This window comes from Nostoc sp. (genome assembly GCF_036918245.1).
Classification (GTDB): Bacteria; Cyanobacteriota; Cyanobacteriia; order Cyanobacteriales; family Nostocaceae; genus Nostoc.
On sequence record NZ_JBALEF010000080.1, the window covers coordinates 139,452 to 153,759 of the forward strand.

Genomic DNA, 14,308 nt, shown 5'->3' on the forward strand with positions numbered 1-14,308 from the left:
ATCATCCGAACTTTATATTACTTAATCGTCTATATTGCGTCAAAGGCATTGTCGTGTAAGTGTCAGGACAATGAACTTATGCACAAGTGAGGATATTAAAAAATTAGCGTTACTGAATCAAATGAATAAAATCATGTCACTGCTACCAATTAAGAATCAGAAGGTTTTGACTTCCCTATAACCTTATCTAGTGATTTTTGTCTAGAGTTAAAAGCTGCCTCAGAATATAGATTCCTGAGGCAGTTGAATAAGTGTATTGATCTGTGTTGCCCCTACGGCATCAAAAACTTCAGTAATTTAACTATGAAATACCAGGTTGTTCTCCAACACAGCGAAGAAGATTGCGGTGCTGCAAGCCTAGCCACAGTTTGCAAATTTTACGGACGCACCTTTGCCCTCAACCGCGTGCGAGAAGCAGTCGGCACAGGTTCGCGGGGAACCACCTTGTTAGGTTTGAGACGGGGAGCAGAAACTCTGGGATTCCATGCTCGTCAAGTCCAAGCCACCGCACAACTACTAGAGAAATTAAATGAAGTTCCCTTGCCCGCAATCATTCACTGGAAAGGCTACCACTGGGTAGTATTTTACGGGCTAAAAGGGAAAAAATGTATTATTTCTGACCCCGGAGTTGGTATCCGTTATCTTACCCTAAAAGAGTTAATGGCGGGTTGGAGTGATGGTGTAATGCTGCTGCTGATGCCAGATGACAGCCGCTTCTATCAGCAATCAGAAGATCAAATTGGCGGTTTTGGGCGCTTTATTGCCCGGATATTACCCTATCGTAACCTTTTGATTCAGGCGATCGCCATCAACTTTGCGATCGGGCTATTGTCCCTCGCCTCCCCTTTAATGATGCAACTCCTCACCGATGACGTGCTAGTGCGGGGAGATACCCAACTGCTAACAACAGTAGCAATTGGCGTCATTGCTATGAACCTAATTCAAAGTGCCATAGGTTTAGTACAAGCTCACCTGATTGGTCATTTTGGTCAACGGTTGCAATACGGGCTAATTCTAGAATACGGCCGAAAACTGTTGCGTTTACCCTTGTCATATTTTGAAGCACGTCGCAGTGGGGAAGTCGTTAGCCGGATTGCTGATGTTCATACCATCAATAATCTCGTTTCTCAAATTGTCCTTGGTTTACCCAGTCAATTTTTTGTGGCTATGGTTTCCTTGGGTTTCATGCTTTTCTATAGTTGGGAACTGACTCTAGCTTCCCTCGCTGCTTTTATCATTGTCACAGGAGTCAACCTGCTTTTTCTTCCCGCCTTACGCCAGAAAACCCGCAGCCTCATCGTTAAAGGTACTGAAAATCAAGGCTTTTTAGTCGAAACCTTTCGCGGTGTTCAAGTCCTCAAAACTACCCAAGCAACTCCTCAAGCTTGGCAAGAGTATCAGACAAATTTTGGTCGCATTGCAAACTTAGGCTGGACTACGATGAAGTTGGGGCTTTACAGCAGCACAGTCACGAGTATTCTTTCCAAATTGACGAGTATTGGCATACTCTGGTTAGGTTCTAGCTTGGTGATTAATCAGACATTATCCATCGGTCAACTGCTGGCGTACAGTGGTATGAGTGGCAGCTTTCTTGGGTTTTTAACGTCAGTAGTCGGGCTAATCGATGAATTTATCACTGCTCAAATTGTCGTTCAACGCTTGACAGAAGTGATAGATGCTACCCCAGAAGATGAAAATGACTTTAAAAAACCTTGGGCAGAAATTTCTGGCAATGCAGATATTACTTGTTCTCAAGTTAACTTTCACCATGCTGGTAGAACTGACCTGTTAGAAAATTTTTCTTTAACTATCCCTGGTGGTAAAGTAATAGCCTTAATCGGTCAATCCGGCTGTGGTAAAAGCTCCCTCGGCAAATTAATTACTGGTTTATATGATGTCCAATCTGGTAATATCCGTTATGGTTTATACAACCAGGAAGACTTATCTTTAGAATGTTTGCGACAGCAAGTCGTGTTAGTTCCCCAAGAACCTCATTTTTGGAGTCGTTCAATTGTGGAAAATTTTCACTTTAGTTATCCCAACATTAATTTTGAGCAGATAGTCAAAGCTTGCCAAATTGCTGGTGCAGATGAATTTATTAGCAAATTACCCGATAAATATCAAACTGTTTTAGGCGAATTTGGTGCAAATCTTTCTGGTGGACAAAGGCAGAGATTAGCTATAGCTAGAGCAATTGTGACTGACCCACCTATATTAATTTTAGATGAATCTACAGGCGCTCTTGACCCAGTAAGTGAAACTAAAGTTTTGGATATATTACTTGCTCACCGTCAAGGCAAAACTACAATTATGATTAGCCACCGTCCTCAAGTTATCAAACGGGCTGATTGGATTGTGTTGCTTGAAGATGGACGCTTAAAAATTCAAGGGACTCCAGATGAATTACGTCATATTCCTGGAGAGCATTTAAGCTTTATTGATGAAATTTATCCTGATAAAAATGGTTTCAAATCTTCGTTAGTTATTCGAAATTAGTTAATAGTTGTTAGATATTTTATATCTACTCATTATATAATCTTTTTACAGGACTCAATCTTCAGTAAAAAGACTATATTATCTTGCAAGCTGAGTGAACTAAAGTGACGCAATTGTAGAGTATTAGAGGTTTTTAATTTTTGTAAATATTGAATTTTTTTTGTGCTTATTTAGTAATATGGAAACATAGCTTATGACAGTAGAACGAAAAGTGTTTTAAGTTGATGAAATAATGCGAGTTTTAACCGATGTTTCTGGGGCTGACCAGAGCGATCGCTAATAGCAAAAAAGCCCATCCACAACCCGATTGCTCAAAAAGCAAATTCTGGGAGGATTTCAACAGATGGTGTTTTTTAGCTCAAATAATCGGCTGGTAAGTCTTTTAAAAAACTTTTCAGTCTACTGCTGGAGTTATGCGATGCCAAAAAAAGAAGTATTCACACTTAATTAGGAGAAAAAAATGAAAAAGAACTGCTTTGAAGCAATTTCTAGCATCAAGGAACTTAACGATGAGGTTGCTGCTACCTGTAGTGGTGGTGTAGCCTATACTGGGAGCAACGACCCAGATGTAATTTTGTATAGAGATATAAACTTCGGCGGCAGTAATCCTCTGAATGTTAATGCATCAGTAAATGATGGTGTTGCCTACGTTGGTGATAATTTCAACGATCTAACCTCATCTATTGCCATTATTCGGGGTAGATGGAACTTCTATCGAGACGCTGGATTTGGGGTTTATCAGACCACTCTCGGACCAGGACTATACTCTTTTGTTCCTAATTCCGGTATTCCAAACGACAGTATAAGTTCCCTCTATCGTGTAGCATAGATTTAATATAATGTCCGGGTAATTAACCATAATACCCGGAACCCCACCCCGCAAAAGCTGCGCTTTAGCTCCCCTCCCCGCTTGCGGGGAGGGGTTGGGGAAGGAACTCTAGAAGAATTACGTCATATTTATGGAGAGCATTTAAGCTTTATTGATGATATTTATCCTGAGAAGAATGGTTTGAAATCTTCTTTGGCTATTCATAATTAGTTAATGGTTATTGATAATTTTTTATCTACTCAACACTGATGATTAGTAACTCTCAAAAAAATTTTTTACCCTTAATTCAAGATAACGAGTTTCTCCCACCAATTAGTCGTTGGACTACATTTGGCGGATTATTTATCGTGTTTGCCTTGTCGTTAGCTGTTCCTGTGGCTGCGGTTGTTAAATATAAAGTTACGGTCAAAGGGCAAGCGGTTGTCCGTCCTGCGGGTGAATTGCCAATTGTACAGGCGGCAACAGAAGGACAAGTAATGCAGATTTACGTCAAAGAAAATCAAACGCTGCAAAAAGGAGATAGAATTGCTACTATTGATGACTCTCGATTGCAAACCAAAAAAAACCAGCTGCAAACCAATATTCAACAAGCTAGGTTACAACTAATTCAAACCGTTCCGCAAATTAATGCAATCGATAGTCAAATTCGAGCTGAAAGCGATCGCACTAATCGGACTATCGCTTCTGCTAAAGCTGAATTGCAGGGACGCGATCGCGATCATCAAGACAAAAAGATTACTAGTCTCACTGAACTCCAAGAAGCAGAAGCCAATGTCAAAATGGCTCAAGAGGAATTATACGCAGGGCAAGCACAGTTACAATCAGCACTAGCTAATCTCCACGCGACTGAGGCTGCTTTAGGAGCAGCGACATCAAAGCAGAGCCGATATGACAGTGCCGCTAAACAAGGGGCATTATCCCGCGATCAACTTGAAGAAGTACAGTTGGCTGTGAAACAACAGGAACAAGCGGTACAGGCGCAAAAAGCAACTTATAAGGCCCAAGAAAAAACAAATGAACGGCTAAAACAAGCTGTTAATGGGGCTATTGCTAAACGCGATCGCACTCAAGTAGCCCTCAACCCAAGCAATGCAGAGGTAGCAATGGCGACTGAACGCATTGCTCAAGAAAAAGCTTCTGGGGAAGTAAATAAAGCATCGTTAGAAAGAGAACTTCAAGCACTTCTCAAACAGAAAATTGAAACGGAAAAACAATTAGAGCGTGATACTAGCGAATTCAAGCAAGTCGAAACTGACCTGAAGCAAACTACTATTACCGCTACAGCAGACGGGATTATTTCCAAGCTGAATTTGAGAAACCCCGGTCAAACTCTCCGGGCTGGGGAGGAAGTTGTCCAAATTGTTCCTAGTCATGCACCTTTAGTTATTAAAGCAGCTGTCGGTTCTGAGGAAAAGGGTAAGATAAAAGTCGGTCAAAAGGTGCAAATGCGAGTTAGTGCTTGTGCTTATCCTGATTACGGTACTCTCAATGGCGTTGTCAAAGTGATTTCCCCTGATGCTATTAGTTCGCAAAAAAACGATGCAGATACTGATACGAACTCTATCCCAAAAGCAACTGCTGTAGGTGCTTTTTACGAAGTCACAATTGAACCAGAGAAACTTGCTTTAGGTCGCACTACAAAGAAATGTCAAATTCAATTGGGTATGGATGGCAGAGTTGATATTATTACCCGCGAAGAAACTGTACTGCAATTTGTGCTCCGCAAAGCAAGATTAATGACGGATTTTTGAGATCGTCAATCGCCAAATTGACGTTATTTTTCAGTTATAAAGAAAAATTTTATTCAACTAAGGGTTGTGAAATCGTGAAAAATTCCTGACGGCGTTGAATCAACACTACAACAACACCGCTTGCAACCACGGCAAAGGCAGAAGGAATAAATGGCAACCATAACCCTTGTTTTAAAAGAGCGATCGCACAAACTCCATATAATATGACAACTGTCACAAAGATGGCGCATTTCTTATGTGAAAGCGAACGAACACGCCAAATAATCAGACTCCCAACTACAGACCAGCCGCATATCCAGAGAATATCGCCCCAGTAAGGCAAAACCCAAAGAATTGGACGTTGGTCTAAAACAGCACTCAAAATTTGGCTAACCATTTGCGCTTGTATAAATACGCCTGGTATTTCTTGGTAATCTTGCTGTGCAGTACTGTAGGGAGTTGACCAAGTATCGCTGACTGTATTAGCTGTCACTCCAATGATAACTACCTTATCTTTCAGTAGCTCAGGATTAACTTTATCGCTCAATATATCTTCAAGGGAAACTCTTAAATAATTGGTATTACGGTAATTGACAAGTATTTGATTTCCGCCTAAATCAACTTCTTGTTGATAGCCACCACTGCGACCAGGTTTTAAACGTTTAAATACTTTAGAGCCAAACAGTACATCATCTTCATTAAAATTGGGTTGAATATTTTCGTCAAATAAGTAACGAGCAGCTAATTGCAACGAGAGCGAATAAGGTGTTGTACAAGTCGAAGAAGGTTCTTGTGCCATCATTAAAATTTGGCGACGGACGATACCATCTGGGTCTTGAATTGCATCTGTAAAACCCTGACGTATTACAGGTACTTCTTTCGGAGGTTTAACACCTTGGGGGTCATATTTCCTATCGCGGCTTTTGCAGACAGCAACAACATTCTTTTTACTAAGTTCAGTAGTAACCTGTATTGGATTTAATTTATTTGGGGGATCAGCAAAGTCTTTATAAATATCTAATCCAATAATTCGCGGTTTATACTTTTGTAATTGCTTAAGTAATCTTGCTAAGGTACTATCCGAAATTGATTTCAACCCTAGCGTTTTTTCTTGTCGAGATTGAATATCTTTTTCAGTTATTTCTACAATTATCAACCTTGGATCTGGGTCTTCCTTGGGTCGTAGCCGTAGCATTTGATCAAAAGTTTGCAGTTCGATTTTCTCAAAGGCTCCCAAGTATCTCAAACCTACTGTTGAAACAGCCACAATAAAAGTACTAAGTAGTACAGTCCAAAGTTTAGATTTTGGTGCCGCAATTTTACCCTTTGTCGAAACTTCACCTACAAATTTAGTATCACCAAAATTGCCACATAGTTCTTGCCACGTAGTAGGAAGAGTTGTCGGATTTTGATAGATGACTGGTAACCAACTGGCACAAGGAAATTCATTTTCTAATCCTTGAAGTCTTTCTCGTGCTTCTCGCACAGCCAAGTAAAATGGTTTGCCACCTGCAAAGGCGATAAGAAAGTTTTTTAAAAACTCTTGTGCTATTAAATCTGGTACACCTTCCCGCATTACAATTATTTGGGAAATGTTTAAATCGGCTAAATTTCGTGCTAAACCAATTCCGTCACAAGAATTGAAAATTGCCAATTTTAACCCGCGTGTAACTGCTGCCTTAAGTGCATTTTTTAACTGCAAAATTGCTAAACTTTCTGTTTTATTGATGCAAATTTTCCCTATCTCTCCGCCAGCAAGACTAGCGCTATGTCCGGCAAAAAATAGAATATCCCAATCATGATTCCATAGATACTCGTCAAGTTTTTGCCGTGTTGGTTCGATAAGAAACGTGGTTTGTGCATTTGTTAAACCTTGTAACAAATAGCCGTCTTTATCAATATCAATACCAACTCTGTTGCCTAGAATTGCCAAAATTTTGACTTTACCTGTGGGAGATTTTTGTAATACCTGAGGAGATGCATACTCATGATTGCTCAAAGCTAATTCTGCTTTAGGGTAATCTTCAAAAAAATTCCACAGACGCCAAGGCAACCGATGCAGTAAAACTACATCCGTTTCAATAATGACTCTAATTTCATCATCCTGACTGAGTAGAGTCCGCAACTGCCGCTCAATATTCTGAAATGAGTCAAATTTCAACCAAGCATTGATATTTGCTTGTAGCTGTTGACACACTTCATCGAAGTCATTCACAGAAATATTGGTTATGTCTTGCGAATGTACTTTTATACGTTGGTTGCTACCCAAACGTTGATGGACAGCTGCGTAGAGTAACTGCCATCTGCGGTAGAGTTCGCTTAGTTCTGGTACTGCTGGCAGACTCCCTGTTAATTTCACGGGTACAAATTGGTTATGATGCCAAAGTTGAGCCGTGACAACAGGAAATCCTTGATTTAAATCTCCTCCCAAGAAGCTGAAGACAACTAGCTTACTCATAAGTTAAGTGGACTTTGCCATTCGTGATTAACTTGCTTACTAATGAACGTTAATTCGACTCGGCTGGGCGCGGCTGTTAGAAAACCTGTTCAGTCTGGCTCTTAATAACTAAATCACAAAACTTTCTGTAATCTGGCAACTATCAAGAGCAACCTGGATGCTAAAACATTCTCCCACTTCCCCATCAAAGAGTTTAAACTGCACATAGATATCTTGAATTCTTGCTTGTACTTGTTGAAGTATTTCCCCTCGATCTGAAAGTAAAACTAGCTTGATATTAGCAGGTAGGTAAGGTTGATTACAAGCTGGATGTAGTTGCACGCGAATCCTAACTTGTTGGTTAGCTTCTGGTATTAAGGCAACTAATAAAATAACTTTTTGAGCCTCTATTTCCATTCCCAAGTCAATCAGCTTGGCGCGTTTGATAACGGCAGCATTTAACCCGGAAGAAGTGCGGAAATTAAAAGCTAGGCTACTGGAGTTTGGCTCAAAAAAAGTCTCTATAGCTTGCCAAGAAGCATCGTAAATCTGCTCCAGCCAACGACTGAGACTCACTTGTACCTGTGAAAATTGCGTAGGTGCAGCCTGTCGTAGATATCGCAGCCTTTCTTGGTACAAACGCTGCCGCCACTGCTCATTCTCTAGTAGCACTCCCCAGGTTTTAAATGGCACTGCGAGTCTAGGAAATGTTACAGAGGAATTACCTAACCGTTGCACAAGATTTTCTGCTTGAACAGTCGATAATTCTGGTAGTGGAGCGATCGCAGCTTTCATCTCCTCTGTTCCACAAAATTGGTAGGTCATCCAAAAAGCATTAAGGTCTTTAATTAAGTGCCGTGCATCTATACAATAAGTCCTATCTACTTGGTCATAGTCTGCTAGTAATTTAAGTTCAGTATGGGTTATGTAGCCCCAAATTGTTACCCACTCGCCATCTGGTGTGATTTGCACTGCTAAATAATAGTCTGCTGCCCAACTGGGTATATCTACCCATTCTTGAGGAACTTCTAACTCGCTATCATCAATTGCCTCGCTGGGAATTAAAACGACTCGCTTTTCCTTTAACAAAATTGCTGTACCATTGACAAATTCCCAAAAAGCAGGAATACCAGGGGAACTATGCCAGATACTTGCTTCTGGAACATATTCAGCTTTTACCCAATTCAGAAACCCATGAAGGCAAATTTGATTCATATAAGCACGCCAGCGACTGCTAGGTGTAGCGTACAGTTGGCTTTCTTGCCAAGAACTTGTCTGTAATGATGGTGATATTTCTAACAATAGTTCCTGCGGTTCTGTAAAAGCGGAAGTCATTTTACTACCTCATCTTTCATAACGTCAGCGAGATTCCCCATACTTAACTTTCAACCATTCTTCTAAAGCACTACTCATATCATTAACTAGGTTGGAAGTCACAGAAATATTAAGCGTATCTTGACTCCATTGGATCAACGCTGCTAGCATTAATTCTCTAGCTTTAAGCAGTCGGCGAGAAACAGTAGGCTGACTCATTTGTAGGCGTTCTACAATCTGTGGCTGAGTCAACCCCTGTTGGTAGTAAAATTTAAGTATTTCCTGGGTTTTTGCCTCAAAAGTTTGTAAAGTTTTTAACAAAATAGCTTCAATCTGAGATTGTTGATTTTGTTGGTTTTGGGCATCCTCTTGGGCTATCATCTGAGCGATTAATGAGTCAGAGAATGGATTTGGCAAATCAAAAGTTGTTGTGGAGTCATCTTCTGATATCGCTAAATTTAGAGAACTAACAGGTGGATACAGATAACCACGCACGTACACAGCTGTCTGGGTTAACCACTGTTCCATTTTCTCTCTCGTGCATTGTGGAGTAGGTTGAGTTAACTGATTTTGGCGTTCGTGGTTGTAGAGGTTGACAATAGCTTCCCAAAGTTGGGGTTCTGGTTCTGGTAGTGACTTTGTGCCACCTGGTTGGTTTTGAACATACAGTTCTTTGAAACAAGTCCAGGCGAGTCGATATTGGGCAATTAGAATCGTTGATAATCCAGCTTGAGCAAGAGCTTCTAATAACTGCTTTTTGCTTACTTTGCGTAACAATGCCCAATTTGTGCAGATATCAGCTTCTTTGCGTTGGCGTAAAATATCTTTTAGCCGACTGGGAACTGCTATAGTAGCATAGGCTTTTAAGCTAGAGCATTTTTCTAGATTAAAATTTTTGAGAATTGTTTCAATTTCAGCATTCGCCATTTGAAAATAATCTGCTAGGCTATGTTGACTATTTGTAAATTTGGCAATTGTTTTTTTAGCAGCCCAATAATTTGGTTCCTGTAAATAGGCAGATAAATGCATTCTAGCAAGTCTATTAGATTCCTTTCGCCAGCAGTTGTGCCAATGTAAGGCCCAAAAATTTTCTGAGTTAGGAACGAATGGTGAAGACTCCAAACAATTTTGAATATTTCGATGCAGTTTGATATCAATCAACCATTTGCTGAATCTGTCTCCTTCCAACTCAACGAAGGTTGAGAACATCTCGATAATTTTTTGACGAGAACGCATAAGCAGTTAAAATAAAAATTTCAATTGATCCGAACTTAAGCAACTATCAAAGCCGCAGAGACCTCTATGGACAATTGCAAGATACTGGTTTTCTAATTTGCAATTCAATAGCGCACATATTTTATTCCTTGAGATTTTTTGAAGATAACTCTACTCATATTCTGTTGAATCTAGATAATTTAGTTATTTGAAAGTTAAATTGGCGTAAAAAGCGATTTTAGGCGTTGCATAAATGCGGCATAAATCAAGTAAACACTGGTTGAGAAGGTTTAGCAAGATATTGTCTCTTAACTTTTTGAAAACTACCTTGCAAATTTCCGTCTGTCGGAAATGTTTATCGATTAGTGGTTGTACGCCCATACGCTCTATTTGAGTTAGAAATATAGGTATATCATCGACTCCTTCGTTTGTATTTATGGGTTCAGTAGCCATAGTTGCGAACATATACCTAATCGAGTCTTTTTGGGAATATGCCCTTCGGTATACTTTTGACTATTTACTTTTCCTAACTTCCTAAAAAATGGGCGAACCTGGAGTAATTAAAGTTAATTGCTTATTTTTCAGCTTAAAGTATTTTAATTAAATCAACTAAATCAACTTTTTTGATCTAACTGCAAGTGAGTTTAAAAGTGAGAAAAATCAAACTACTGGCTTTGATATTAATTAGTTTGGCAATAGTGTTGTGGTTTAATTTGTGTTTTTCAACACTGTCAATACCCACTATTGCGGCTTCACCACCAAAAACTATCCGCTACTTTGATCGCAATTTGCCCCAAGGCATCGCTCACATTCTGTTGATTCCAGCTAATAGCAAATTTTTGGTAACTCCTGCACTATCACAGAAGGTAGCCACTGTAGAGGAATTTGCCCAAAAGCATCAAGCCGTGGCTATTTTGAATGCAGGCTTTTTTGACCCAGCCAACCAAAAAACTACATCTTATGTTGTCCGACAAGGAAAGTTGATAGCCGATCCCAAGGAAAACGAGCGGCTGGTGAATAATCCCAACTTAAAATCTTATTTGGGTCAAATATTCAATCGCACAGAATTCCGGCGCTACTTATGTGGGCAAACTATCCGCTATTCCATTGCCCTACACAGCCAGTCACCACCAGCAGGTTGTCAGTTAGTTGATGCTATAGGTGCTGGCCCACGCCTATTACCAGAACTCACCTTAGAAAAAGAGGGCTTTGTGGACAATGCCAATAAACGAGATGCGCTTGGCAGCAATCAACCCAATGCCAGAACTGCTGTAGGTATCATCCGTGATGGCAGCGTTATTTTAGTTATGGTGTCTCAAAAACCCTCGTCTCCTGCTAACTCTGGGGTGTCGTTGCCAGCATTAGCTGATTTGATGAAAACTCTTGGTGCCGATCAAGCGATGAATCTGGATGGGGGGAGTTCGTCTTCGCTTTATTACAATGGGAAAACTTTTTACGGGAAGGTTGATTTGGAGGGAAATTCTATCAAGCGTCCTGTGAAGTCGGTTTTGCTGGTTCAGGAAAAGTAAGGGCTGTGGACAGAGCGATCAACAATTGCCATATCAAACGTAAGTACTAATTGAGCTATACCTACCTACTGGTAGATTTTTACCATATCACCAATTCCCGAATCCGAATTGAGTCACAATGATAATAGGCAATCATTGAAGGTGCTGTTATGCTTCGTCTAACTCAATTTATTCGGAACTTGTTCCTTCGTTTTGAAGGCTTGTTTGGTGTTTTATTCCAAAGTATTTCTAATTTTTTCGGAAATTTATTTGGTTTTTTTGGCAAGCTTTTCGGATTCAGTGAGTCTGGTTATTTCTTGGAATCTGATCAGGTGCAAAACATAAAGCAAGCTTCAGCTAAACAGCCAATTGAAACGAATCGGGATAACACTGCTAAAATTCCTGCCACTAACCGCCGTCGTTCTAATGCCAAACTTGACGACTACTACCTCAACATGGCTCGTGATGTGAAAAAGAACTGAAAAAAGCCATCAAGTGAAAGATTAAGTTTAGCAATAAGCTGTTCCACCTTTAACTTGCATAATTAGGGAGGGCAAGACTTTAGCATTCGCGCTACTTCAATAACGCTCAGTACAAGTCAGCCGAATGGTGTCCACCCCACAATATTTTAATGGAATTTAGATATGCAAATTATATCTGGAACAGTTTACCAATAACTAAATGGCGCTTTGCATTTTCACAAAAATCATCTAGCCACAATTAACGAATTTGTCTGTGCGTAGGCGAGCATTTACCGCAGGCATCGCACCTTTAACAAAAATTGTGTCCAGTTTGAGGCTGGACAATAGCTAGAAATATTTTTGAGCTTGAATATTTACTTGGTTTTTAACTTACCAAATCAACTAAGGCGTTGCTTTGGAAGCGGACTATAGATGAAACTGAGCAACCGCGATAATTCTCAGAGGTGAATACTGATAGTGTGATATTAGCTTGACCTGGATCTAAAATGCGTTTTACCTTGCAGGTTTGCATTTTATTGTTGCAGTAAGCAATAATCCGATCGCCAGCCTTGACTTCCAACGCTTGAATTTTCAATTAATACCAACCTTACCAGGAATTTGCTTTGTTAAAGGAAAAATATATTGCTATATCTCACTCGCTTAACAATAGCAATGTTATTTTAGTGTAGCACAAAAATTAAGGATATCAATGCTATCAATTTAATCTTGGTAATGTCAAGTTTATTCATGCTGCAAATACTAGTGCAGGAGGTAAGAGGCAAAAATTTATCTGTTGCTCTCAACCCTATCTAATTCCAAGCCACCAAATCGTTTGCGCCGTTTATTGGTCAGAGTATTTGTTGAAATCCAGATGGTGGGAAATCTCTACTCCAAAGAAGTTGGAGCTAAATTTTTTTGATGGAAGATTTTTCTCTCGATGTTTTTGTTACAATCATTGAAATTTTTACCTAAAAATACCACTATGGCTTTATATGCTGAATTACATAGACATCTAGGCGGCTCGGTCGTACCACGAGTTTTATGGCGATATTTCGAGCGACATTCTTCGGAGTTAATTTCCCGCTTTGCTGACTATTCAGATTTTGAAGATTTTTATACCCGCCCACGTAACACCCTAGATGAGTATCTAGAATTACACACCTTGGTAGAAAGCGTGCAAACTGTGGAGACTTTGCCTTACTTTGTCTATCGCTTGGTGCGGGGTGCTTACATATTTGAAAATTTGGCTTATCTGGAACTGCGCTACACCCCTTATTTGCGGACACCTGAGCATCTGAGTCAATCCGAAAGAATTGACAAGATGGCAGAAATTGTGCGAGTCGTAGGACTTGCCAGCCACCAGCCAGAATATCCGATTGTTACTAGCCAAATTCTCTGTATGCACACGCGCCTACCTTATGAGGTGAACAAGGCGATTGTTGATTTGGCGGCGCAAAATCAACAGTATGTCTGTGCAGTAGATGTAGCCGGAGGTGATAGTTATTACGCCGATCGCTTAGAAGAATGGATTAGCTTATATGATTATGCGCGATCGCTGGGCGTTAACACCACGGGACATCTATATGAAACCACTGCTGGTTGTTACCCAGAACTATTACCATATTTGATGCGGATTGGTCACGGCATTCAAATTCCCCTACTATATCCAGAGCTACTTAATGATGTGGCTAAAGGCGGACAATGTTTGGAGGTTTGTCCGACAACTTATCTAAAAACTGGAACTTTGCAGGATATACGTCAACTCAAATTAGTTTTTGACCGTTGTCTTGATGCTGGAGTTGATATCGCTATCTGTACTGATAATGCTGGATTGCACAATGTGCGTCTACCGTTTGAGTATGAGAATCTCTTGACTTACAACATTATTAGTTTTGAACAACTACAAGCTTGTCAAGATGCAGCTTTTCGTCATGCTTTTGCTTGGCCTTACAGTCAACGTCCGGCATCACTGTTGAACGGTTTGCTTAAACCTGAATCACCTAAAATTTTGGCAGCAAGGGATAGTAATTAACGACCAGCTAGAAGTAAGCAGAAAGTAAGGTGATTTAATGTTAATTAATGTTGCAATCTGTGCTTTTTTATGATGCTGTAGAGAAAGCTGTAATGCACCAGACATATCTTGCAAAAGTCAATATTTTAGAGATTAAACTACAGATGCACGCAGATAATTTATCGGCGTTTAGCTGTGGTTTTCTTTTCGCTGATTCGGATTTTTGCTAAACCTATCGCACTAATAATATTTTGTTAATATTGTTTGTGAATGCCATAATTCACCCACTAGCTTAAAGGTAAGGTCG

At 40.0% G+C, this 14,308-nt stretch carries 10 protein-coding genes; 6 read left to right on the plus strand and 4 right to left on the minus strand.

Going from position 1 to position 14,308, the window contains the following annotated elements; genetic code table 11:
- Window positions 1-303 precede the first annotated feature (303 nt).
- The 3 genes from V7L12_RS22545 (at window position 304) to V7L12_RS22555 (ending at window position 5,076) form a co-directional block, all read left to right on the plus strand.
- On the plus strand, window positions 304-2,496 hold the full coding sequence (locus tag V7L12_RS22545) for a peptidase domain-containing ABC transporter (RefSeq protein WP_335087664.1): 2,193 nt from the start codon (window positions 304-306) through the stop codon (window positions 2,494-2,496).
- 460 nt (window positions 2,497-2,956) lie between these two features.
- A complete protein-coding gene (locus V7L12_RS22550) occupies window positions 2,957-3,325 on the plus strand; it encodes a beta/gamma crystallin-related protein (protein ID WP_335087666.1) in 369 nt (122 codons plus the stop codon).
- A gap of 248 nt (window positions 3,326-3,573) precedes the next feature.
- A complete protein-coding gene (locus V7L12_RS22555) occupies window positions 3,574-5,076 on the plus strand; it encodes an HlyD family efflux transporter periplasmic adaptor subunit (RefSeq protein ID WP_335087668.1) in 1,503 nt (500 codons plus the stop codon).
- Between the two features lie 49 nt (window positions 5,077-5,125).
- Here the strand turns inward: V7L12_RS22555 and V7L12_RS22560 are convergent, their stop codons facing one another.
- The 3 genes from V7L12_RS22560 to V7L12_RS22570 all read right to left on the minus strand — a co-directional run bounded on the left by V7L12_RS22560 (window position 5,126) and on the right by V7L12_RS22570 (window position 10,042).
- Window positions 5,126-7,513 carry a CHASE2 domain-containing protein gene (locus V7L12_RS22560; RefSeq protein ID WP_335087669.1) on the minus strand — a complete coding sequence of 796 codons (2,388 nt, stop codon included), beginning with the start codon at window positions 7,511-7,513 and terminating at the stop codon, window positions 5,126-5,128.
- Window positions 7,514-7,621: 108 nt separating this feature from the next.
- Window positions 7,622-8,827, minus strand: a complete 1,206-nt coding sequence (locus tag V7L12_RS22565) for a DUF1822 family protein (RefSeq protein ID WP_335087671.1) — start codon at window positions 8,825-8,827, stop codon at window positions 7,622-7,624.
- A gap of 24 nt (window positions 8,828-8,851) precedes the next feature.
- Window positions 8,852-10,042 (minus strand): sigma-70 family RNA polymerase sigma factor, encoded by a 1,191-nt coding sequence (locus tag V7L12_RS22570; RefSeq protein WP_335087672.1) that lies wholly within the window; start codon window positions 10,040-10,042, stop codon window positions 8,852-8,854.
- A 629-nt stretch (window positions 10,043-10,671) separates the two neighbouring features.
- Between V7L12_RS22570 and V7L12_RS22575 the strand changes: the two genes are divergently transcribed.
- Together V7L12_RS22575 and V7L12_RS22580 are read left to right on the plus strand one after the other, a co-directional pair.
- Window positions 10,672-11,550 carry a phosphodiester glycosidase family protein gene (locus tag V7L12_RS22575; RefSeq protein ID WP_335087673.1) on the plus strand — a complete coding sequence of 293 codons (879 nt, stop codon included), beginning with the start codon at window positions 10,672-10,674 and terminating at the stop codon, window positions 11,548-11,550.
- Window positions 11,551-11,699: 149 nt separating this feature from the next.
- The gene (locus V7L12_RS22580; RefSeq protein ID WP_335087675.1) at window positions 11,700-12,011 is read left to right on the plus strand and encodes a threonine dehydratase; all 312 of its coding nucleotides are present in this window, start codon (window positions 11,700-11,702) and stop codon (window positions 12,009-12,011) included.
- Window positions 12,012-12,375: 364 nt separating this feature from the next.
- On the opposite strand, the gene V7L12_RS22585 is transcribed toward V7L12_RS22580, so the two are convergent.
- Window positions 12,376-12,585 (minus strand): hypothetical protein, encoded by a 210-nt coding sequence (locus V7L12_RS22585; protein WP_094352741.1) that lies wholly within the window; start codon window positions 12,583-12,585, stop codon window positions 12,376-12,378.
- Window positions 12,586-12,972: 387 nt separating this feature from the next.
- On the opposite strand from V7L12_RS22585, the gene V7L12_RS22590 reads away from it, so the two are divergent.
- Window positions 12,973-14,022, plus strand: a complete 1,050-nt coding sequence (locus V7L12_RS22590; protein WP_335087677.1) for an adenosine deaminase — start codon at window positions 12,973-12,975, stop codon at window positions 14,020-14,022.
- Window positions 14,023-14,308: the final 286 nt, after the last annotated feature.

Bases quoted from the DNA above. Each gene is read 5' to 3' on its own strand.
- V7L12_RS22545 (WP_335087664.1), top strand. From the start codon at position 304: ATGAAATACCAGGTTGTTCTCCAACACAGCGAAGAAGATTGCGGTGCT.
- V7L12_RS22550 (WP_335087666.1), top strand. From the start codon at position 2,957: ATGAAAAAGAACTGCTTTGAAGCAATTTCTAGCATCAAGGAACTTAAC.
- V7L12_RS22555 (WP_335087668.1), top strand. From the start codon at position 3,574: ATGATTAGTAACTCTCAAAAAAATTTTTTACCCTTAATTCAAGATAAC.
- V7L12_RS22560 (WP_335087669.1), bottom strand. From the start codon at position 7,513: ATGAGTAAGCTAGTTGTCTTCAGCTTCTTGGGAGGAGATTTAAATCAA.
- V7L12_RS22565 (WP_335087671.1), bottom strand. From the start codon at position 8,827: ATGACTTCCGCTTTTACAGAACCGCAGGAACTATTGTTAGAAATATCA.
- V7L12_RS22570 (WP_335087672.1), bottom strand. From the start codon at position 10,042: ATGCGTTCTCGTCAAAAAATTATCGAGATGTTCTCAACCTTCGTTGAG.
- V7L12_RS22580 (WP_335087675.1), top strand. From the start codon at position 11,700: ATGCTTCGTCTAACTCAATTTATTCGGAACTTGTTCCTTCGTTTTGAA.
- V7L12_RS22590 (WP_335087677.1), top strand. From the start codon at position 12,973: ATGGCTTTATATGCTGAATTACATAGACATCTAGGCGGCTCGGTCGTA.